The organism is Ferrimonas kyonanensis DSM 18153 (assembly GCF_000425405.1).
Lineage (GTDB): Bacteria > Pseudomonadota > Gammaproteobacteria > Enterobacterales > Shewanellaceae > Ferrimonas > Ferrimonas kyonanensis.
In genome coordinates this window covers 151,346-172,036 of record NZ_KE384367.1, presented here as the reverse complement: position 1 = coordinate 172,036, position 20,691 = coordinate 151,346, and the positions used below count along the sequence as shown (strand labels likewise).

Genomic DNA, 20,691 nt, shown 5'->3' with positions numbered 1-20,691 from the left:
CAGCACTTCTTGCTGCGCTTCTGATTTGATAGGCACAAACCGAATGTTTGGACGCCGACTGGCTTCGTAGATCGCGAGGCAGTCGTTCTTATCATTCTTGTTGCCACGAACGAAAGGTTTAACGTGCTGAGCTGGAATAATGGCTGTTTGGTGCCCCATCTCATTAAACAAACGCCCCCAATAATGAGATGAAAAACAAGCCTCAATGACAACAAACGCAGCAGGTTGCAGCCTCATGAATGCAATCATTTTTGCTCTATTCAATCGCTTGGAGAACAGCTTATTGCCCGAGCTATCGACACCAAGCAATTGAAACACATTTTTAGCCAGATCGATGGTGATTGTGTTAGCTTTCATGATGGACGCTCCTAATGTGAACTGATTTGTACAAATCTCAGTTTGGCGCATTTGACGCCGAATTTAGGGGCGTCCATCTCATCACCCAGGTTAGAAGCGTTTACCAGAATTGGTAGGCATCAGTTCCGAAGAGGGGAAATTGGTTGGTTCTGTCAGGTCGACGTCGTATTCGGTGTGTTTTGTCGCGCGCAGCCAGGGGAGCCCCCTTTATCGGGCGCAACGGTGCCTTTGAGGGGACTGGCTAGCTTGGTGCTTTGGAGTTGGGCCGTGATTAAGCGCCGAGTAGACGTTTGGCACTGCCTGAGCCGCGAATTCGATGCATACCCTTCGTTTGTTGGCAGTGCTGCAAGCTATGCAGTCGCCCTGCTAAGTGACAAAAGTGGTCTTCAAACCCTTCTGAGAGCTCCATCCAGCACTCGATGTCGATGTCGAGGCGTTGCAGCAGTTTGCCGCAACGAGCTGGAATGACGCCGGTTTTGGTCTTTTTGATGGCTCTGCCAGTAAACTCAACCAGTTCCAGATAATCATTGAGATGGCAGGGGAGTGTTTGCAGGCCTGAATCTCTGGGCTCAAATGGCTTCAGTTGTTCAGGTTGCTTACCTTGCAATGCCGCGCGGATGCGCATCTGGACACTGGTGAACTCCGATTGCTCCGGCGTGTTGGCGATGCCGGCTCGAATAGGGTTGAGATCGACGTAGGCCATGCAGGCCAGCAGTGCTTGTTCATCCAGGAGTGCCTGAGATTTAAATCGCCCCTCCCAGAACCGGCCTGAGCAGTTATCTTCTTTGTTGGCTTCGCGGGCGATGTGCTCGTTGAGTGAGCGCATAAACCAGCTTAGGTCGGTCAGGCGAGAGCGATAGACTTCCGCTTTACGTTCTACTTGGTTTAGCTCGACACGAGTCAGGTTGTCACGCTGCTCGTCGTCGCAATAACGGCGGGTGACGTCGGTTCCCGCAAACAGCCGATGCCAACGGGTGAGTACATCTAGGGTACTCCAGCCATGCGATCTTTGTGCATCAACATACAGCACCACATGACTGTGGTTGCTCATCACGGCAAATGCGCAGATGTCGATGGCAAATGACTGACTTAAATCAAGTAGTCGTTTTTCTACCCAATCTCGGCGGTGTTCGTAACTGATGCCGGTGTAGTCATCGACTCCACAGAGAAAGCTGCGACGAACACAGCGACTGACGCAATGGTAAAACGGGGTATCTTGCAGCGATACCTGCTGACTCCTGGCGGTGGGCATAGTCTCTTCCTTGAAACCAACACAGAGCACAGTGTAGCTGATGACGGGTGAGACGCAGATTGGTTGAGCGTTGAAAATCTGGGTGTCTGGTTAGAGGGAGCGTTGATAGTATGGGTGTCTGAATAGGGACGGGTTGAGCGTTGAAAATCTGGGTGTCTGATTAGAGGGAGCGTTGATAGTATGGGTGTCTGAATAGGGACGGTGGGTGTGGTGGCTGAAGTGACGACGCAATTTAAAGATCGCTGTGTGTATCAGGGGGCTGAGTATTTTATGCCGGTCTGTATCGGTTTTCCGATCGATGACGGCCGAATTATTCCATTGAGTGAGGAAGAGGTTCGGCGCCTTGGAATCGAGAGCATAGTCGGGTCGTCGGCCTGTTGGCGTAACTACATTGCGACCTGGGAGATCAATCATGGCCGGCTTTATCTCATCGGTTTAGAGGGTAAGTATCGGCTATTGGAACCTAAGCCCCTGCTGGCGGATTGGTTTTCCGGGGAGATTACCCTGCCCCAGGGGGAGCTTGTCGATTGCAATGTTGAACTGGATTTTGCCCTGCGGTACACCCAGGAAATCAGATTGTGCTTTCGGTCTGGAGTGATGACTGAGAGTGTCTTGAAATCGCTCGATTAGCGAGTGGTGTAGGCGGAGTCAGGAGACATTGGCTGGAGAGAAGCCTGAGCGGTGGCGGCGAGACTGCCATCACGGCCCAGGCCGAACACTTACCGCTCTGCGGCCAACATCTCGTTGAGACCACCGCCATTGGTGACCTTGGTGTAGCCCTGTTTTTCCAGAATCATCTCGGCGATGCCGGAGCGACGACCGGAACGGCAGTAGACCACAATGGGCTGGTCTTTGGCCAGGCTCAGGTGTGGCATCTCATCGGCGATGATGTCGTGCGGAATGTTGATGGCCCCCTTCAGCCGTCCTTCGGCAAATTCACCCGGGCTGCGGACATCGATGATGACCGCCTCTTGCTGGCGAATCTGTTGCCAGGCCAGTTCGGCGCGCTCGCTGCCAAAAGAGGTCCAGCTGGTCAGTATCAGGATAAGGGCGATCAGGGGTCTTAGCATGAATTATTCTCTGTGAGCTAACTGTCTCTCCGTCGGCATCCCCAGTTTTTTCATTACCAGGGTCGCCGGGCAGAAACCGGTGAATGCGGATTGAATAAGGTTAGCACCAATGAAAACGGTGAACCAGAAGAATAATGGATGAACCCAAAGGGTTAATCCTACTGAAATCAATACCATACTTCCTGCAAATGCTTGGGTGGCGCGTTCGGTTGAAAATCCGCTCATGGTGGTGCTCCTTAATAGTGATAGCGCAGCCTGAGCCAGGCATTGCTGTTGTCATCCAGTTGTCCGAAAAAGGTGTGATTGTCGCGGCCGTTCATCAGGTTGAGTCCGGCGCTCAGTAGCCAGCGATCGTCGACGCGGTAGCTGGCCTGCGGCTTGAGGTAGAAGTCGCGATCGCTGGGCGAATAGAAGGTGAACAGGTTCAGCTGCAGCTTGTCTTGCCAAGCGCGGTAGCCCAGCCTCAGTGTCAACAGGTGCCGATTCTGATCGGTTGCTTTGCTGGGGTCCGGCTGAGTGCTCAGGTAGTCGCCGTACTGGCGGGTATGCTCCAGATAGTATTGCATCGAGCCGGTCAGGTTGGTGATCAGCTCAGACTCGTACCCCAGCAACAGCAGCACTTGATCCGGTGGTGCAATTTGGGTCGAACTGGTGGACTCCAGACTCTGATGATAGGCCGTTTCGGCGTTAAACAGGCCACCGGCCAAGGTGGTACGCAGGCTGGCACCGTAGGCGTTCAGGCGGGCATACTGAGGTGCCGGAAAGCCAGAGTCGAAGTCAATGGCCTTGGGTTGGCCGCTGTGCCCCCAGTAGCCATACAGGGCGTATTCGGTTTGACCGGTACTCCAGAACACCCTGGCTGCTGCGGCGTCGTCGCTGGGTTCATTCGGGCTGTGGCCGGGGGCCACTTTGCCGCCGCTAATGGGGTCGAAGTAACTGAAGCGTTCGCCATTGATGCTGTTGTCTGCCTCGAATCTGGGCATGTACACCAGATCGACATTAAAGCGGTTGCCGTACCAACTGGTCTTAATGGCATTCACCGGCGCCTTCAGGTATTGGTCCTCCTGGCCGGAGAAAAACGCCTGCCAGTCTTTGGGGAACAGATCATTGAGGAACAGGTAATCACCGGTCCCCCAGGTCAGTACCTGTCGGCCCATTTTGAGCTGGGTGTGCTCGCCGACCGACGTACTGACGGACAGATCCCGTACATCCACCAGCCAACCGTCGACCACGTCGTCATAACCGGCGTCGAGTCGCATCGTTGCCTGCCATTGCTGGCCCTGGTAGCCACTTTCCAGACGGGCGATGAGCTGAGACAGGGTGCTGCTGCCCAGGCCCGCTTCATCGGTTTGCAGTCGGCGGCCGGTGCCGGCTTCAATGAAGCCACTGAGGGGCTGCCAAGGGGAGGTGGACTCCTCACCCCAGTCGTCACTCCAGTCATCCTCCCACTCGGGCTCAGTGGCGTGGACTGCGGCGGTGGCGATCAGGGCCAGCATCATGGTCAGGCTGTGCGGTCGTTTCCTGGTCATGACCCCCTCACTTCAGATACTTAACCGGTGGCTGACGCATGCTGCGTTCGCTGAACAGCGACTCGGGCAGGCCTAGGTTGTACTGAACGCCGCGAAACTCCATCAGGGTATAGCCTCCGGAATTCAGGTCGCTGATTTTAGAGCGAAGCACCGTTGGGTAGCCGTCGACAGTGTCCACCTTAATGGTCTCAACCCGGCGGTAGACTTGATCCTGCTGGTCACGGTACTCCACCTTGCTTGGCAGCCAGGTGTGCTTGTCGATCCAGACGCGATAGGCACTGAACTCGACGCTGTCCGGGGCCTTGGGGGTGGCGCCAATTTGATAGTAGTCGTCGGTTTCAGATTCCAGGGTGAAGTTGTCCTCGGCCAGGTTGCGACCGGAGACGTCTTCATAGAAGAAGTGGCTGCCGACAAAGGCGGTGCGTTTGTCGCCGGCGCTGATGCGCTTGAGCAGATCCAGTCCGGGCAGATACAGCCAGCGGTCGTCGTCGCGGCTGACTTTCTTTTCGACCCGGAATACGGTGCCGCGCACGTCGGAGGGGCGGGAAAAAAACACCAGCATCTGTTGGTCTCCACCGGACTCCAGGGTGCGGCGAAGCAGGGTGAACTGACGGGTCTGCTTTCGCCCCTGGGCATCGACGATGATCATCCTCGCCTGACTGCGACCGTCGTTCCCGGCATAGAAAGCGGCCAGGTTGGCCTGGGCCACCACCTCGTCGGCGCTGAGGGCATAACCGCTACGAGGCATCATTATCGACGCCAGCATGACACTGGCAGCAAGCAGTACTCTCATTACTCTACTCCTGATGTTGGGGGGCTGGGGTCGGTTGAAGCTGGGGCGTCAATCGTGGTGCCAGCAGCCACAGACAGGCGGGCAACAGCACCAGGGTGGCCAGCGCCGAGATCGCCATGATGCTGGCCAACAGCACACCGACGGTGATGTAGGGCACCAGTGGCGCCAACAACAGCGGGGTGAATCCCAAGGCGATAACAATGGCGTTGCGGCTGATGGCGCGGGCCGGCTCCTGATACATGGCGATCAGGGCCGGTCGAACCTGGCCGAGTCGTTTCAGCTGTTCCCGGAAACGCTCGAGGAAGTGAATGGCAAAGTCCACCGACAGACCCAGGGTCAGGGCGGACAATACCGCGATGGGCATGTCGTAATCTTTCCCGAGCCAGCCGATAAGCCCATAGATAAAGCTGATGGTTAATGTCAGCGGCACCATGGCAAGCAGGCCATACAGGGGCGAGCGGAACAGCAGCACCATCATCACCAGAACGATGGCAAACGCCGACAGCAGGCTGTCGCGCATGCCGCTGACCATGGCGTCTTGCCAGATCACATTGATGTAGGCCTTGCCGGCCCAGTTGACTTCGATGCCGCTGGGAGCCGGGTGCTGGCTGAGGAACTGGTCCACTTCGGCGATCACCTGGCTCATGTGTTGATTGTCACCGGAGGTCAGTTGCAACCAGATTAACCCCTTGCGGTAGTCCGGGGTCACGAAGTGCCACAGGTCATTGGGGCGATGGCTGGACTGATACTGCAGCAGTGTCTGGGCCACGCCGGCGGCGCTGCCCGGCAGCGCCAGGTCGTGATCTTCGCCGCTGCGCAGTTCTCGGTTAACGGTCTTGACGATGTCCGACAGGCTGTTGCTTTTACCCACCAGGCCGGAGTCGTCGAGGTGACGCTGCAGGTCGTCGACCCAGTGCAGCAGGCTCGGGTCGAGGAAGCGTCGTTGTTGCTCCGCCACTTGTTCCAGCTGCGCCAGCAGGGTCGGCAGCCGCGGATCGTCGCGCTCAAAGCTGGCATCGTCGGTGGCCAGGATCAGTTGCTGCAGCGCTTCGGCGTTGCCAGTGCTGGCTGAGTGCGCCAGCGCTTGGTACTCGGGGCCGAGCAGTTCCACGACTGTGGTTTGCAGTCTGGTGTCCATAGAGGGCCGATCATGGGCGGACAACACCAGGTAGCCATCGTAGGTGCCGGCAAAATGCTGGTTCAGGGCGACGTCGGCAACGCGGATGTCGTGGTTGCTTTTGAACCAGCGGATCGGGTTGTCATTGATCTGTATCTTGCTGATCCCCCAAAAGCTGAAGGCCAGCACGGCCAGGCTGATGGCCACTATCGGCTTCGCCCGGCGAACGCTGCGCTGGCCGGTGGCGTGCAGCAGTTTGCTCAGTAGTCCAGGGGCCTTGGGCGCATGCAGGCGCTGCTGCATCTTGCTCAGGGCATCGGGAGACAAGCGCACGATGTAAGCCGGCAGCAGGATAATGGTCAACAGGAAGGCCAGCAGGATGCCAGTGCCGACAAAGGCGCCAAACACCTGAACCGGCGGGATAGGGGTGATCATCAGTGAGAAGAAGCCCACCGCCGAGGTGACCGAGGTAAACAGCATCGGCGTGAACAGGTCATTGACCACCTGAGTGATCACCTTCTTGGCCTGTTGGCCGGGACGGTAGTGGTCGGCAAATTCGCTCATGATGTGGATGGAGTCCACCACCGCGATGGGCATCAGGAAGATGGCGATCATCGACGACATGATGTGAACGGTAAAGCCCAGGCCGATGAGGCTGCCGACAATGATGATCACCGTGGCCATGGCCACCAACATCGGCGCGACCACCAGCGGCAGCGAGCGGAAAAAATACCACATCAACAGGAAAATCATCACTCCGGCCATGGGGGCGGCGATGGCCATCTGAACAAACATCTCGTGACCAAACTGGTTTTCTGCCACTGGCAGGCCGGTCAGGTAGTAGTGGGCGCTCGGTTGCTGGTCGGCGATGATGGCCCGAATCTGCTCGGCGATGGCAAAACTTTGATCTTTGTCTTTCAGGGGCACATAGATGGCGGCGGCCTGGCGGTCGCCGGAGACCAGGGTGTTGTTCAGCAGTGGCAACCGGGCGACGGCATCGCCAATGGCGCTGGCCTGCTGCGGATCCGTGGGCGCCGATTTCATCATGTACTCAAAGCGGATGGTGCCCGGTGCCGACTGGGAGATGTTATCCACGGTAGACAGTGCCATCAGGTCGGCTTTCACCACCCCGTCAATGGTCAGGATGGCGTCGGTGATGGCGGCCATCTGCTGCAGAGACTCTGGTGTGAAGATTCCCTGCGGCTGCTCCGTGACGGCGCCGACAACGATGCTGTCATAGAGGGCGAATTCGGCCTTGGTGGCGTTGTGAAACAGCCTGGCGGTATCGTTTTCCGGCAGCATGTTCTCCGGATCGGTGTCGATCTGGATCATCGGTACCAGTGCGGCGGCCAACAGCGTCAGGGCCAGCACCAGAGCGTATACCCGTTTCGGATAGTGGGTGGCGAAGTGAATCAGCCAGGCTTTCATATTAGAGCTCCCTAATTTATTAAGGGTACTATAATTTAGTTTTTTCTAATATTCAATGTTGGATTTCCTTCGAGGGTACCTCTTTACGCGGGAGGGAAGGCAAGAAACAAAAAAACCGCGACATCGTGTCGCGGTTTTTGTTGTTCAGGGAGTCAGCTGGGTTTAGAAGCTGTAGTTGAACTGAGCGCCCACCAGGAAGGCGTTGCCTTCGGAGTTCAGCACGTAGCCGTCTTCGTTCACTTCCACCTGCTCGCCATCGATGTAGGAGAAGGCCAGATCGATGTTGGCGTTGTCAGACAGCTGGTAGTTAGCACCGATGCTGTACCAGACGCGATCGGAATCTGGAATGGAGATGGAGCGGTGGCTTTCTGGCACCGGGGTTTCGTCGTAAGCGATACCGGTACGCAGCGTAAACTCTGAGCTGACGTTGTAGGTAGCACCGATGCCGAAGCGCCAGGCGTCTTCGAAGTTTTCATTCTTCAGCAGCACGGTATCGCCCTTGCTGATGGAGACGGCGCCGTCATTGAAGTCCTGATCGGCCACGCCGCGAATCTCTTCAAACACGCTCCAGCCGGTCCACATCACGGTGGTGTGCAGCGCCAGCTTGTCGCTGACCTTGTGGTAACCGGAGAACTCAAAGATGTCCGGCAGTTCCAGGTCCAGGGTGCCGTCGATGGACTGGCCACCGGTGGCGCTCAGGGCATCAGAGACACCGGGAACCATGGTGGTGATGTCGTTCTTCCACTGGCCTTCCAGCTCTACGGTCACCTGAGAGCGGTAGGTGACGGAGAAACGATGGTCGTCGTTCAGTTCGTACATCACGCCGACATTGTAGCCATAGCCAAAGCCGTCACCGGACATGTCCGCCAGTGTGGTGTCGTAGCTTGGCAGGATGGGGTTCATGGCCGGGTTGTCGGACATATTACCGGCGTAGCGTTTCAGCTCGGCGTCACCGTAGATGACGTTGGCGCCCAGGCCCAATGACCAGTGGTCGTTGAAGCGGTAGGAGACGCTGGCGTTCAGGTTCATGGTCATCACTTCGGTCTTACCGGCGATGGAACCCGCCGCGTAATCGCTACCGAAGTCGGTGCCCAGACCGAAGTTGGAGAAACCGGCGAAACCGATGGCGACCTTGTCGTTCAGAGGCATGATTAGGTAGGCGGCGGGCACGAAGGCGGTAGGGGCGGCGCCGTCGATGTCCAGATCGTTTGGATCGGCTGCACCGCTGACACCTTGCATGTCGACACCGGGATCGATGTAGGTGCCAACGATGGAGATGGCGGTTTCATCGAACAGTGACATGGCGGCCGGGTTACGGGCCAGTACGGCGGCATCGTCTGCAGCAACACCTTCACCGGCGAAGGCTCGGCCCAGGCCAGATACGGAGGTTTCGTTAAGCAGGAAGCCGGCCGCTGAGGAACCGGTGCTGATGGCCATCAGCGCAGTAGCAATAATCGTCTTGTTAAACGTCTTCATAACTCTCTCTAAATTCAGATTGTTATTATTATCCCGTCGGACGAACCTCGGGGTCTTTATATGTGTCTTTTTTCGGCGGAGTTCGACGCATGTTCAAACCCAAAATACGCCCCTTTGAATTGGCGCCATTGTAGGGGGGATTGGGCGCCAATACAGCTCCGACCAGAACGTATTTTAGAGTGAATCTGCCACGAAATGCTTCGATTGTGAAGCTATATCACACCATGTTAAGGGTATGTGTATTGAGGGTCGGAATTTAGAGTGAATATCCTAAATTGACACCGGGAAGGGGAAACTGTCTGTGAGGTTGTGAATTGGCAGAGAGATGTGCGGGGGTGGTTGCCCCCGCAAACAGAAAAGCTTAGAGCTTTTGCTCAAAGTTGTGGTGCAAATCCTGAGTTTTGTTATCGGCTGGTAACAGTTTACTGACCACAATACCGGCCAGAGTCGCGAACAGGAAGCCAGGCAAAATTTCATAAAGATCAAAGATTCCGCCCTGCATCTGCTTCCAGGCCACCACGGTGATCGCCCCCACCAAAATGGTGGCGATGGCGCCGAAGCGGCTGTAGTGTTTCCAGTACAGTGCCAGCAGGATTACCGGGCCGAAGGAGGCGCCGAAGCCGGCCCAGGCGTAGCTGACCAGTTCCAGCACGGTGCTTTCCGGATCCAGGGCGATGAGGGTCGCAATCACCGCCACCGCCAAGACGGTCAGTCGGCCGACCATCACTTTTTCCCGCTCACTGGCCTCGGGTCGCAGCCATTTCTTATAGAAATCTTCGGTGACCACCGAGGAGCACACCAGCAGCTGTGAATCGATGGTGCTCATGATGGCCGACAGGATGGCGGCAATCAGAATGCCAGCCAGCCAGGGGTTAAACAGCACTCGGCTCAGTTCGATGAACACCGTCTCAGAGTTGGCCAGAGTTTCGCCGTGGAAGTGCACCGCCCCTGCCAGTCCGGTAGCCAGGGCCCCCAGTAGTGACAGTACCATCCAACTCATGGCGATGCGGCGCGACAGAGGCAGATCTTTAACGTCACCGATGGCCATAAACCGGCTCAGGATGTGGGGCTGGCCAAAGTAGCCCAGGCCCCAGGCCAGTAGGGACAGCATGCCGATGGTCGTGGTGTTGTCTGAGACCAGTTGGGTCATCGAGGCGGGCAAGGTGTCGACACTGGCTCCCTGAATACCGAAGACCATAGTGGGCACCAGCAACAACGCAAACAGCATCAGTAAGCCCTGCAGGAAATCGGTCCAACTGACGGCAAAAAAACCGCCCACAAAGGTGTAGGAGACGATGATGGCACTGCCGATCATCAGCGCCGTCAGGTAATCCAGCCCAAATACTTTTTCGAACAGGATGGCGCCACCGACCATGCCGGAGGAGGTGTAGAACACGAAAAACAGCAGGGTGATGCTGGCGGCGACCAGGCGTAAGGCACCGGTATCATGGAATCGTTTTTCCAGGAAATCCGGCATGGTCAGGGCATCGTCGGTGAAATGGGTGTAGATGCGCAGCCGTTTGGCCACCACCAGCCAGTTTATCCAGGCGCCGACCAGCAGGCCGACCCCAATCCACATCTCACCGAGGCCGGAGAGGTACACCGCGCCGGGCAGGCCAAGCAGCAACCAGCCGGACATGTCGGATGCACCGACACTGAGTGCGGTGACGGCGGGGCCCATTTTACGGCCGCCCAGGATGTAGTCACTGGATGTGGTTGTGGCGCGGTAGGCTAGGGTACCGATCACCAACAACAGAATCAGATAACCGAAAAAGGTTATGAGTGCTGGGGTAGAAATCATGAGTCTACTTTATGTTGTTTATTAAACACGGTCTCATGGCAGCCGGTGAAGGCTGCTGAGTGTTGATTGCTGAGTCTGAAGGCATTGATGTTGATTTGTTGGCTGCGACGTGGCGAAACTCAACAAATGTGATGAAAAATCAAACAGACAGATGGGCACGTAATCCCAATCGGTTTTCATCCTATCAGAGACGGCTATATGTGACTACCTTCACGAACGGGGCTTTATGCTGCCTGGGGCCGCGAGGGGCGGGCGATTGAGGCCAAGGCCGCCGGGGGAAGGGTCATCAGCAGGATGGAACGCTGTTGAGAGCGAGGCGGTGAGCCAACCGGCAGGCCGGTTGGCTCTGGAGCAATCAGATGCTGGAAACGGTGTTTCTCAGCATGGAGACGGCCGAATCAATGTGCTGCTGCTTGCCGCCGACCACGGCAATCTGGAAACGGCCCATTTCAAAGGCTTCACCGGTGTATTTGTCATTGCCAAACTCGGGGGACATGGATTTGTTCTGCTCTTTAGGCACGAAGAACACCGTCATCTTTCCGTCCGGAGTGTCCATCACCATGTGCAGGCTACGAACGCCGTCGAAGTCGCAGTAGTTGGCGTAGTAGATGTGGCCTGGCATCTGCTCCATCTTACCGCCGAAACTGGCCAGCTTGGTGTTCAGGGCTTGGAGGCTGACCGCTTCGTCCACCTTGTCGGCAAAGCCGGCTTCGTGGGCCACATGGGCCAGGGCGTGGTCCCCTAGGCTAACAGGCTGACGAATGAAGGTCAGCGACAGTCCAATTACGAAGGCCACCGAGGCCGCGGCAGCAAGGTGAAACCGCTGCTGCTTTTTCTGCCGTTGAAACTGGTTCAGGTTTTGCTGCAGCAAGATACGGTTGGCCAGATCTTCCGGCGGCGCTACCTTCATGGCCGCGGCAAGATGGTCGTCCATTTGCTGAAGTTCATCGACAAAGCTTTGACGGGGCGCCTCTTGTGAGATGGCGTCGATGAAGTCCTGCTCCTGATTGTTTGGATCGGCATAAGCTTGCCGACGGAACTCTAATTCATCCATTGTTTAACTCCCGGGAAAGCGATTTGTCTTCGAGTCTCTCACGCAGTTGGTTGCGGGCCCGAAACAATCGGGTCATCACAGTGTTTCTGTTTAAACCCATAATTTCAGCGATTTCGTCGCCATTAAAGCCGTGCAACACCTGTAATACCAGGGGTTCTCGGTAGTCCTCAGCCAGTGCGGCGATGTGCTTGCGAAGCAAGGCGTTGTCCACCAGTTGTTCATTGCTGGTGGCGTGGTTGTCGGCGACCTGATAATCGTCGATGTCACTGACATCCAGCTGTTTGCGCTCAAACCGGCGGGCATTTTCACGCCGCAAAATGGTGATCAGCCAGGCCTTGGCCGCCTTGTCATCCTTGAGGGAATCCAGCGCTTTCCAAGCTCTGAGAAAGGTCTCCTGAACCAGATCTTCCGCCACAGTGGGGTTGCCGCTGAGCCAGTAGGCATAGCGGTAGATCTCTGTATTCAAAGCCCTAACCAGGCTTTCATAACGTTTTTGTTTACTCACCATGTCATCTAAGACCGGTGAAGCCTGCGTTTTCTTTCGGAATATTTTCAACATTTTTTTGTTGCCTGTCCCGGGCGGCGGCCTTCACTGCCAGACACCGACATTGCCGGTGTACTGGAGTGAGTGGCCGGTCAGGAGGACGCGCTCCTGATCGTGAGTGCTGATGCCATAGGTACAGAGTGTATCTGTTTTTCAGGCTTTGGGGTTAAGTTCTGGTAAGTGTTGTTGGTTTTGTTGAACTTTTTGTTGTGCTGCGGCCACCAATCTTAACAACTCGGTTGTCTGGGCCGGGTGTTGCTGTCGACCGAACCGGGCCTGCTGTAACCGGTCCAGCTCTGGTGCCAGTTCCGGGAATTGCTGCCGGACCTGGGTCAGTGACGGTGTGGGACCGCGAATGCCGTCCAAGTGGGCGGGCAGCAGTTTCAGCGCCCGCTGAAGATCGTTGTTTTGCGCGGCCTGGGTGAATCCACGCTCGGGTCCGGGGTGCGGCGAAGGCGCCACGGTGACCGCGGCGGCCGTCGGCTGACGCCGATAGCCCCAGATAAAGGTCAGCACCAGCGCCAGGGCGAGCAGCATCGACAGGTATCGCCACAGTGAAGATTCCTGAGGTTGGCGGGGCTGGGCCTGCTCGGGCTGTGAGGGCGCCGACGCTGGCGCTGGCGATGCGCTGGCCTCTGAGGGCAGTACCGTCAGGGTACGGGCCGGCAGAGTGGCGTACTCTTTGCGGTTGAGTTTGGCATTCCACCAGGCGACCCGAATCTCAGGCAGGGTGTACTCTCCGGCGCTGGAAGCCACAATGGCGGTGCTTTGCTGCAGGCGGGCAACGATCTCTTTGCCTTGCGGGTCGTCCCCCCGTTCGGCTTTGTCCGGGTAGCTTTTGAGTCCTTTGGGGTAGTCCAGCTTTAGGTTTGGCAATGCCGCTTCCGAGGTGCCGACGGCGGTCAGGTTGATGATTCGAGTAATGGGATCGCCAACCTTTACGGTCAGTTGTTGTGGATTCCACTGTTCAGACAGGGACACGGCATTGGCCACCAGCCACGGCTCGGTGAACGACGCCGGGGGCTGTTTGACCGTCAGGGTCAGCGGGCTGCCCATCACCTGCACCGGTGTGGACAGGCTGCGGGCAAACAGATCGTTGCTGCGCCCTGGCTTGAGGATGTCACCGCTGAAATCCGAGCCCTTGAGCGTTAGGGTGCCGGCTTGTTGTGGGGTGACCAGATAATGGCGCTCGATCACCCGGTAACGACGACCGTTCACCACCTCATTGCTGTTCTTGTCCTGACCGAGCTGCATGACACTGGCGTTGGCCAGTTGCGGCTCGGTCAACTGACCTCGTTGCAGTTCTGCCGCCAGGTACAGTTTGACCCAGTAGTCTACGGGCTGGCCCAGCCATACCTTATGTTCGTTAAGCCCGGCCTTCATGAAGACGGTGGCCAATTGACCGGCTTCGGCGTTGTCTGCCACCACCTTCAGGGTGATGGGCTGGCTTTGCAGGCCATCGGCCGTTAGCGGCGGAATGGTGACGGTGCCGGTGTCTTTGGGGATCAGCACTAACTGCCAGCGTGTTTCCCTGCGGGTGTTGAAATTAATGATCTGGGTGGAGCGGCTGACGTTGTTGCGAACCACGGTGAATTGGCGTTGCAAGGCCGTGGTGTCCAGGGCGTTGGCATCGACTTCATCGTCGGCAATGACCGTCAGCACGAACGATTGATTGGCCACAACCGGATTGGCATCCACACTGGCTGTTAAGCTGCTGTAGGCCCAGCAAGCGGGGGAGATGCATAGCATCAATAGCAGTACCAATCGATTTACCACTGGGTACGCTCCTCATTTATCTGGCCAGCCCGACGGCGGCGCTCATACTCTAGTTTCATCTTGTTTCTCAGCAGCAGGCTGGGGTCGTCGGGAATCCGCTCCAGCGTGCGGGCATCGATGGACGTCGCTGGCGGTTGCTGCTCAGGGTCGAGTTCCGTTTCGGCCGCTGCCCCGAGTTGAGATTGAGGCTGTTTCGGCGATGGATCGTTTTCGGCGCCGGATTCAAACTCGTCCCTTGTCTGCGACGCCTGCGCATCATCGGGGCCAGAGGAAACCGGCGGTTGCGGGGGCTGTGGTTGGGCCTCTGACTGCGTGCGATTGCTGGGCGCGTTGTTGTCGTCCGGCTGTGGTTCGGCATCCTCTGCAGGTTGAGGTTGATTCTTGGCGGTGCTTTGCTCCTGGCTCGAATCCGGATTCTGAGGCGAGTCCTGGCTTTGCTGGCCCTGACCGTCTTGATCGCCGGACTGTGGATTTTGCTGTGGGTCTTGGCCCTGATTCGGGTCGTTGTCTTGCCCTTGATTGTTATCGCCTTGGCCTTGACTCTGGTTGTTATCGCCGTCGCCTTGTTGCTGTTGCTGTTGCTGTTGCTGTTGCTGTTGCTGTTGCTGTTGCTGTTGCTGTTGAAGCTGTTTGACCAGGTTCAAGTTGGCGGCAGCGGCGTCCAGAGCGGGATTGAGCTGCAGTGCTTGTTCATAAGCCTGTTGCGCCTGTTTGAGTTGGTTCAGGTGGGCCAGAGCATTGCCTTGGTTGTACAGCGACTCGGCCGTTTGGGGCAGCTGCTGGTATTGGGTCAGAGCCTGCTCAAACTGGTTGCTACGGTAGTAGGCTTCGGCTTTTTGATTGCCGTCTGGCAGCAGTTCGGTGGCCTGTTGATGTTGACCCTGGCGCATCAGTTCATTGGCCTGAGACTGAGACGATTGCCACCAGGCGGCGTTGGCAGGGGGGGGAGGCAGCAGCACTAGCGACAGCATCAGTAATGGCAGGTAACGGCGGACGAACCAGGCCGCTGGCAGCAGCAGCAGGGGCAGAAGATAGACGCCCATATCCTGCCATTGGCTGGTGCGGCGCTGTTGCTGTTGAGACTCATCGCTGTGGCCCTGGCGTTGCAGGGGGGCAGCCAAAGTCGCGATATCCTGATCATCCGGGCGGAACGGAATCAGTACCCCGTTGCCGGCATCGGCCAGTTTTTTTAATAACGGCGTATTGGCTTGAGCCACGATCACTTCTCCGGCCCGGTTTTTAACCAGCTTGCCGTCGGAGCGGCGCATGGGGGCGCCGGCGTCGGTGCCCAGCACGTACACTTTCAGGTTCCACGGCTGGGATTGGGCCAGCTCCAGTGCTCGGGCCGCGTGTTCATCGTTGATGCCGTCAATAAACAGAATGATCTCGCCCTGATGGTAACCCGCATCCTTAAGCAGGGTGCTGGCCAACTCTAAAGCGCTGGGCAGATCGGAGCCGGGAACCGGCATGATTTCAGGCGATAGGGTAGGGATCAGGTTGAGCAGGGTTTGCTTGTCGTCAGTCATCGGTGCCAGGGTGAAGGCGTCGCCGGCGTAGGCGATAAGGCCGGTTTCTCCCTCGTCAAAATTCCTGATGAGGTCAATGGCCTTAAACCGAGATTGAGCCAGTCGATTTGGGGTTAGATCGGTGGCATACATCGAGTAGGACATGTCCATAACGATGACCCTGCCCTGGTTGAGCTGAAACACCGGGACCTCAAGACGGGTCCAACTGGGGCCAGTGAGGGCCAGCAGGCACAGGGCGGCCAACCACCAGGGCCATTGGCTGCGACGGCTGGGGTGCTGATCCTGATGGCGCATCAACATGGCAGCCTGCAGATGTTCGGGCACCAGCTGTTGCCAGTTGAGGCCGTGATTGCGGTATCGCTTTGATAGCAGGTACAGCAGCGGCAGCAGCGCTAACGCCAGTAGCCACCATGGCCGAATCAGATGAAAGTCAGTCATGCTGAGTCCTCCGGCCGGCAACCAGTCCTAATGCGGTCAGCAGTAAAGCCAGGCCCAGAGGCCAGGCATAGAGTTCGGTTTTGGGCCGCCATCTCTTTTCGTCTCGTGCCACCGGCTCGAGTTGATCGAGCCTGGTGTAAATCTGTTGCATACTGTCACCGCTGCGGGCCCGAAAGTACTGGCCTCCGGTTTCATTGGCCAGTTGCTGAAGCACCGCTTCATTCAGATCCCGGCTGGGGTTGACCTGGCGTGTATCGAAGCCCATCCAACTGGTTTGCTTGAGGCTGTCGGCGCCAATGCCAATGGCGTAGATCTTAACTCCGGCGTTCTTCGCCAGTTGCAGGGCCTGATCGACATTGAATTGGCCTGCATTGTTGCTGCCGTCGGTGAGCAGTAGCAGTACCTTGTTGCTGTCCTGAAGCTGGCTGAAGCGTTTAACCGCCAGGGCGATGGCATCACCGATGGCGGTTTGTTGCCCCACCAAGCCCAGAACCGCTTCATCGAGGTAGCGTTTAACCGTATAACGGTCGAAGGTCAGTGGCGCTTGCAGGTAGGCACCGTCGGCAAACAGGATTAAGCCGATGCGATCCCCCTCGCGGCGGCGAACAAAATCGCCAAGCAGGTGCTGCATCATGCTGAAGCGATCAATCATGTTGTCCTGATAGCGCATGTCCTGAATCTGCATGCTGCCGGAAAGGTCAGCGGCAATCATCAGATCCCGGCCTTGTCGCTCAAGAGGCACCGGTTCACCCAGCCACTGTGGTCGGGCGCAGGCAATGATCAGGGCCAACCAGGCGCACAGCATGATGGCTTTCATCCAGGCGGGTGTAGGCCGGCGTTCGCTGCTGTGTAGAGGCGACTGGCCCCAGGGCAACTTCAGCGCGGTGACGGCGCCCTGACGCTGGCGAGGCCGGGGCAGTAGCCAAGGAATCACCACCGCCAGCAACAGATAGGGCCAGGCCAGAGTTAACATGGCTTCCTCCCCTTGCTAAGCCGTTTAAGGGTGTGAGTCAGCAGGGCTGTGATGCTGTCTCGACTGACCTCGGCATTGGCCTGATATTGCCGCTGTTGCAGTTGTTGCCATTGACGCTGATGGTCGGGACTTTGAAATTGAGCCAGCCACTGCGTCCACTCGGTGCCGCTCAGGGCCGCGACCTGCTCTCTGGGGTAGTAGCACAGGGCGGTGCGTTTCATTAAACCGCTGACATCGGCAATGGTTACCGTTGCGGGTAAGGCCTTGAGCTCCCTCTGGGCACATCGCAATGGGCGCAGGTGGCGATGGCGGCGCCATAGTACGACCAACCCAAGCCCCAGGGCCACAATCAACACCAGCACGACCAGGTTGGCGCTGACAGACAGTGGCCATGACCAGGGCGCCGGTTCGGTGATGATGTCTTTCAATTGAGCTAACGGATCGGGTGCCATAGTGTTTCCAATTGCTCTGTTAAGGGAACGGCGGCATCCACCTGGCTTCTTGCCAGGCCACGTTGTCGGCTACCCAGAACAAAGTGCTGTTGTTCCTGTTGCAGTTGTTGCAGCCATTGTTGCCGCCCGGCCTGATTAAGGGTGGTCAACTTGCCCTGATACCACACCGGCAACACCGCGTCGGCATTGAGCTGAGACAGCCGCTCTGACAGTGGGTCGGTAATTTGAAACAGGCGAATTTCGCTGTGCCTGGCCAGCTCAGCCAGGATATCGAGATGGTGATCGTTAAACCCGAGTCCATCGGAGATCACCAACACCACGCTGCCCGGGTGCGCCAGTCGTCGTAACCGATTCAACCCGGTATCCAGGTACCCGGGTTCCGCTTGTTGTTCAGCCCGGTGCAGTTCGACCAGGGAATCCAGCAGTGGCGAGATGCCTTGACGACGAGCCCGAGGCTTGTGTTCTCGATGCCCGCCCTCGCGGCAGATAATGCCGCCAAGTCGTTCACCGGCGTTGATGCTCTGCCAGCCGAGCATCGCTGCAAGATGGCAGGCTTGAACCGATTGCAGCAGTAGGGCGGAGCCGCAGTGGAGCCGATTGCCCAGATCCACAAACAGCAGCACCGGTCGTTCCCGTTCTTCTCGAAACAGCTTGGTGTGGGCATGGCCGGTTCTGGCCGTCACTCGCCAGTCGATGGTGCGGACATCGTCGCCACTCTGATAGCGGCGGACTTCGTCAAACTCCATGCCACGGCCTTTAATGCGGCTCAGGTTCTGGCCGGCACGGTGGCTGGTGCGGGGTAAGCCTTTAAACGGGTTGTTGCGTGCTGCCGGGCCTCGGTAGACCAGCAGTTCCTCTAGGCTGACATCAATACCGTTACTGTGAGTCGGCAGGTTGACCATTAGGACAAGGCTACCAATTTTATAATTTGGTTGATGATATCGTCGGCATTGACCCCTTCGGCTTCCGCCTGGTAGCTAAGCAGTAATCGATGTCTGAGGACATTAGGCAGAACCGCTTGAATGTCTTCCGGTGCCACGTAATCCTTGCCGTGCAGCCAGGCTCTGGCCCGGGCGCAGCGCTCGAGGGCGATGGTGGCCCTTGGGCTCACGCCCCACTCCAGGTAACGTTGCAACTGGTCGCTGTAGCGCTGTGGCGCTCGAGTGGCGTCCACGAGGTGGACCATGTAGTCCTCCAGTTGCGGCGCCAGGTAGAGCTCCAAAGCCTGCTTGCGGGCGCTGAACACTTCGGATTGAGTCAGTGGCACCGGCGGTTGTGGTGGTGCAGACAGGGCTTCCTGGCGGCTGAGGGCCAGAATCTGCTTTTCGACATCGGGACCGGGGTAGTCCAGAGACAGGTGGAGCAGAAAACGATCCAGCTGAGCTTCAGGCAGCGGGTAGGTGCCTTCATTTTCAATGGGGTTCTGAGTGGCCAGAACCAAAAACAGTTCTGGCAGCCGATAACTGGTTTTGCCCACCGTTATCTGGTTTTCGGCCATGGCCTCAAGCAGTGCGGATTGAACCTTAGCCGGTGCTCGGTTGATCTCATCGGCCAGCAACAGGTTGTGAAATAGCGGCCCGGCCTGAAACTCAAACTGACCGGTTTCCTGTCTGAAAATATCGGTACCGGTCAGATCGGCAGGCAGCAAATCCGGGGTAAACTGGACTCGATGGAAGTTGCCTTCAATGCTGTCTGCCAGGGCTTTTACTGCACGGGTTTTGGCCAGCCCCGGTGGTCCTTCTACCAACAGGTGACCATTGGCCACCAGCGCGATGAGAAGTCCTTCGACCATCTCAGGCTGGCCGATGACCATCTGATTGAGGTAGTTTTTTGCCTGTTCAAATCGTTCCAGCAACATGTGGGCGTCCGCTTTCGTCTGTAAGTCCGATACTATCCTATTAAAATCAGTTACTCCCTGCCAGAGGGAGTCTAATTCTGAGGCGACTGGAGCCCAAAAGTTCCCTGCTGCGGCATCGAGTGCTGGTTTCCTGCACAGACCAGGACGGAGATCAGTCGGTCAGGGTACCCTGCTGATATTGACGAATGGCGGTATCGATCTGCTGTTGGCTATTCATCACAAACGGCCCCCAGTGCACGATGGGTTCCCGAATCGGCTCTCCGGCCAGCAACAGCAGTCTGGCATCCTCGTCGGTACTCAATTGTACCGTATTGCCTTCGCCAAAATAGAGCATATGGCCTGCACCGACTGAGCGCTTGTCGGTGGTCACGCTGCCCTGGTACAGGTAGGCCATGACCTGCATGGTACTGGGAATACTGAGTTGCTGTTCGCCGTTGAGACTGAGATCGGCGATTAACATGGGAACGGCCTGGCGCACCAAAGGGCCGCGCTGGCCGGAATAGGTGCCGCTGATCAGTCTCATGCTGCTGCCCTGAGTCAGCTCGATGTCGGGAATGGTCTCTTTTTGAAAATCCTGATAGTCCGCAGCTTGCATCTTTTTCTTCGCCGGCAGATTGAGCCATAGCTGGAAGCCATGCAACTGCCCCTGGGTCATGATGGGCATCTCCGAGTGAATGACACCCCGGCCGGCACTCATCCACTGTGCCCCGCCATCGGTGAGTTCCCCCCGGTTGCCAAGGTGGTCTTGATGCAAAAAGTGCCCGCTCCTCATGTAGGTCAGGGTTTCGATGCCACGATGCGGGTGGGAAGGGAAGCCGCCGACGTAATCTCGGGATTGATCGCCTTTGAGTTCGTCGAGCATTAAAAAGGGATCCATCAGCGGGTTTTTAAAGCCGGCGATACGCTGGATGGTGACGCCATCGCCGTCCTGAGTCGGACGCGAGGCTTCGATGTGAATGAGTGGTCGAATGGTCATACTGAGTCTCCGTAATGTCATGGAGCCAGTATGGACCCAGTTTAATCGAACGAAAATTGCATAAAATAGCGGTTAATAACCAGCTAAATCGAAAGGATGAGCGGTTCACTGAGTGGCGTCGGTACCCATCTGAACCGGCAGCCGTTGCTGTGATGGCCTGAGGGTTATGACCAACAGGCCACGACACTAATGCGAAGCACAGAGTTTTTGTGAAGACAACAAAAAAGCCTGACTCTTTCGAATCAGGCTTTTTGTATAAGTTGGTTGCGGG

The 20,691-nt window shown here is 57.2% G+C and carries 19 protein-coding genes; 1 reads left to right on the top strand and 18 read right to left on the bottom strand.

Translation table 11 applies throughout. The features are described from left to right. A partial coding sequence (locus tag H598_RS0120595; RefSeq protein ID WP_028114692.1) for an IS110 family transposase occupies nucleotides 1-357 on the bottom strand: 357 nt, incomplete at its 3' end. A 271-nt stretch (nucleotides 358-628) separates the two neighbouring features. Further along, nucleotides 629-1,609 (bottom strand): transposase, encoded by a 981-nt coding sequence (locus H598_RS0120590; protein WP_028114691.1) that lies wholly within the window; start codon nucleotides 1,607-1,609, stop codon nucleotides 629-631. Nucleotides 1,610-1,819: 210 nt separating this feature from the next. Between H598_RS0120590 and H598_RS0120585 the strand changes: the two genes are divergently transcribed. Continuing rightward, nucleotides 1,820-2,239: a hypothetical protein gene (locus H598_RS0120585; RefSeq protein ID WP_211227336.1), complete on the top strand. Its 420-nt coding sequence runs from the start codon at nucleotides 1,820-1,822 to the stop codon at nucleotides 2,237-2,239. Between the two features lie 89 nt (nucleotides 2,240-2,328). On the opposite strand, the gene H598_RS0120580 is transcribed toward H598_RS0120585, so the two are convergent. The 16 genes from H598_RS0120580 to H598_RS0120505 form a co-directional block, all read right to left on the bottom strand. Further along, complete coding sequence (locus tag H598_RS0120580; protein ID WP_028114689.1) at nucleotides 2,329-2,679, bottom strand: rhodanese-like domain-containing protein; 351 nt, start codon at nucleotides 2,677-2,679, stop codon at nucleotides 2,329-2,331. Between the two features lie 3 nt (nucleotides 2,680-2,682). Further along, nucleotides 2,683-2,904 (bottom strand): YgaP family membrane protein, encoded by a 222-nt coding sequence (locus H598_RS0120575; RefSeq protein WP_028114688.1) that lies wholly within the window; start codon nucleotides 2,902-2,904, stop codon nucleotides 2,683-2,685. A gap of 11 nt (nucleotides 2,905-2,915) precedes the next feature. Further along, entirely contained in the window at nucleotides 2,916-4,208 is a 1,293-nt protein-coding gene (locus H598_RS0120570; RefSeq protein ID WP_028114687.1) for a TonB-dependent receptor, read from the bottom strand. Between the two features lie 7 nt (nucleotides 4,209-4,215). Further along, complete coding sequence (locus H598_RS0120565) at nucleotides 4,216-5,001, bottom strand: outer membrane lipoprotein-sorting protein (protein ID WP_028114686.1); 786 nt, start codon at nucleotides 4,999-5,001, stop codon at nucleotides 4,216-4,218. Nucleotides 5,002-5,005: 4 nt separating this feature from the next. Beyond that, on the bottom strand, nucleotides 5,006-7,546 hold the full coding sequence (locus tag H598_RS25140) for an efflux RND transporter permease subunit (RefSeq protein WP_051252917.1): 2,541 nt from the start codon (nucleotides 7,544-7,546) through the stop codon (nucleotides 5,006-5,008). 162 nt (nucleotides 7,547-7,708) lie between these two features. After that, nucleotides 7,709-9,022 (bottom strand): outer membrane protein transport protein, encoded by a 1,314-nt coding sequence (locus tag H598_RS0120555; RefSeq protein ID WP_028114685.1) that lies wholly within the window; start codon nucleotides 9,020-9,022, stop codon nucleotides 7,709-7,711. A 361-nt stretch (nucleotides 9,023-9,383) separates the two neighbouring features. Beyond that, nucleotides 9,384-10,823, bottom strand: coding sequence for a sodium/proline symporter PutP (putP, locus tag H598_RS0120550; RefSeq protein ID WP_028114684.1), 1,440 nt, complete (start codon nucleotides 10,821-10,823; stop codon nucleotides 9,384-9,386). Nucleotides 10,824-11,178: 355 nt separating this feature from the next. Beyond that, complete coding sequence (locus H598_RS0120545) at nucleotides 11,179-11,877, bottom strand: DUF3379 family protein (RefSeq protein WP_028114683.1); 699 nt, start codon at nucleotides 11,875-11,877, stop codon at nucleotides 11,179-11,181. After that, entirely contained in the window at nucleotides 11,870-12,436 is a 567-nt protein-coding gene (locus tag H598_RS0120540; RefSeq protein ID WP_028114682.1) for a sigma-70 family RNA polymerase sigma factor, read from the bottom strand. Before H598_RS0120540 ends, H598_RS0120545 begins: the two co-directional genes overlap by 8 nt. 138 nt (nucleotides 12,437-12,574) lie before the next feature. Continuing rightward, a complete protein-coding gene (locus tag H598_RS25135; RefSeq protein ID WP_051252916.1) occupies nucleotides 12,575-14,197 on the bottom strand; it encodes a BatD family protein in 1,623 nt (540 codons plus the stop codon). Next, nucleotides 14,191-16,161 carry a vWA domain-containing protein gene (locus tag H598_RS0120530; RefSeq protein WP_028114681.1) on the bottom strand — a complete coding sequence of 657 codons (1,971 nt, stop codon included), beginning with the start codon at nucleotides 16,159-16,161 and terminating at the stop codon, nucleotides 14,191-14,193. The genes H598_RS25135 and H598_RS0120530 overlap by 7 nt, the downstream gene beginning before the upstream one ends. Continuing rightward, nucleotides 16,154-17,134, bottom strand: a complete 981-nt coding sequence (locus H598_RS0120525) for a vWA domain-containing protein (protein WP_028114680.1) — start codon at nucleotides 17,132-17,134, stop codon at nucleotides 16,154-16,156. Before H598_RS0120525 ends, H598_RS0120530 begins: the two co-directional genes overlap by 8 nt. Next, the gene (locus H598_RS0120520; RefSeq protein ID WP_028114679.1) at nucleotides 17,128-17,586 is read right to left on the bottom strand and encodes a DUF4381 domain-containing protein; all 459 of its coding nucleotides are present in this window, start codon (nucleotides 17,584-17,586) and stop codon (nucleotides 17,128-17,130) included. The genes H598_RS0120525 and H598_RS0120520 overlap by 7 nt, the downstream gene beginning before the upstream one ends. Next, nucleotides 17,568-18,488: a DUF58 domain-containing protein gene (locus H598_RS0120515; RefSeq protein WP_035416345.1), complete on the bottom strand. Its 921-nt coding sequence runs from the start codon at nucleotides 18,486-18,488 to the stop codon at nucleotides 17,568-17,570. Before H598_RS0120515 ends, H598_RS0120520 begins: the two co-directional genes overlap by 19 nt. Further along, nucleotides 18,488-19,444: an AAA family ATPase gene (locus H598_RS0120510; protein ID WP_028114677.1), complete on the bottom strand. Its 957-nt coding sequence runs from the start codon at nucleotides 19,442-19,444 to the stop codon at nucleotides 18,488-18,490. The genes H598_RS0120515 and H598_RS0120510 overlap by 1 nt, the downstream gene beginning before the upstream one ends. 151 nt (nucleotides 19,445-19,595) lie before the next feature. After that, the gene (locus H598_RS0120505; protein WP_028114676.1) at nucleotides 19,596-20,420 is read right to left on the bottom strand and encodes a pirin family protein; all 825 of its coding nucleotides are present in this window, start codon (nucleotides 20,418-20,420) and stop codon (nucleotides 19,596-19,598) included. Nucleotides 20,421-20,691: the final 271 nt, after the last annotated feature.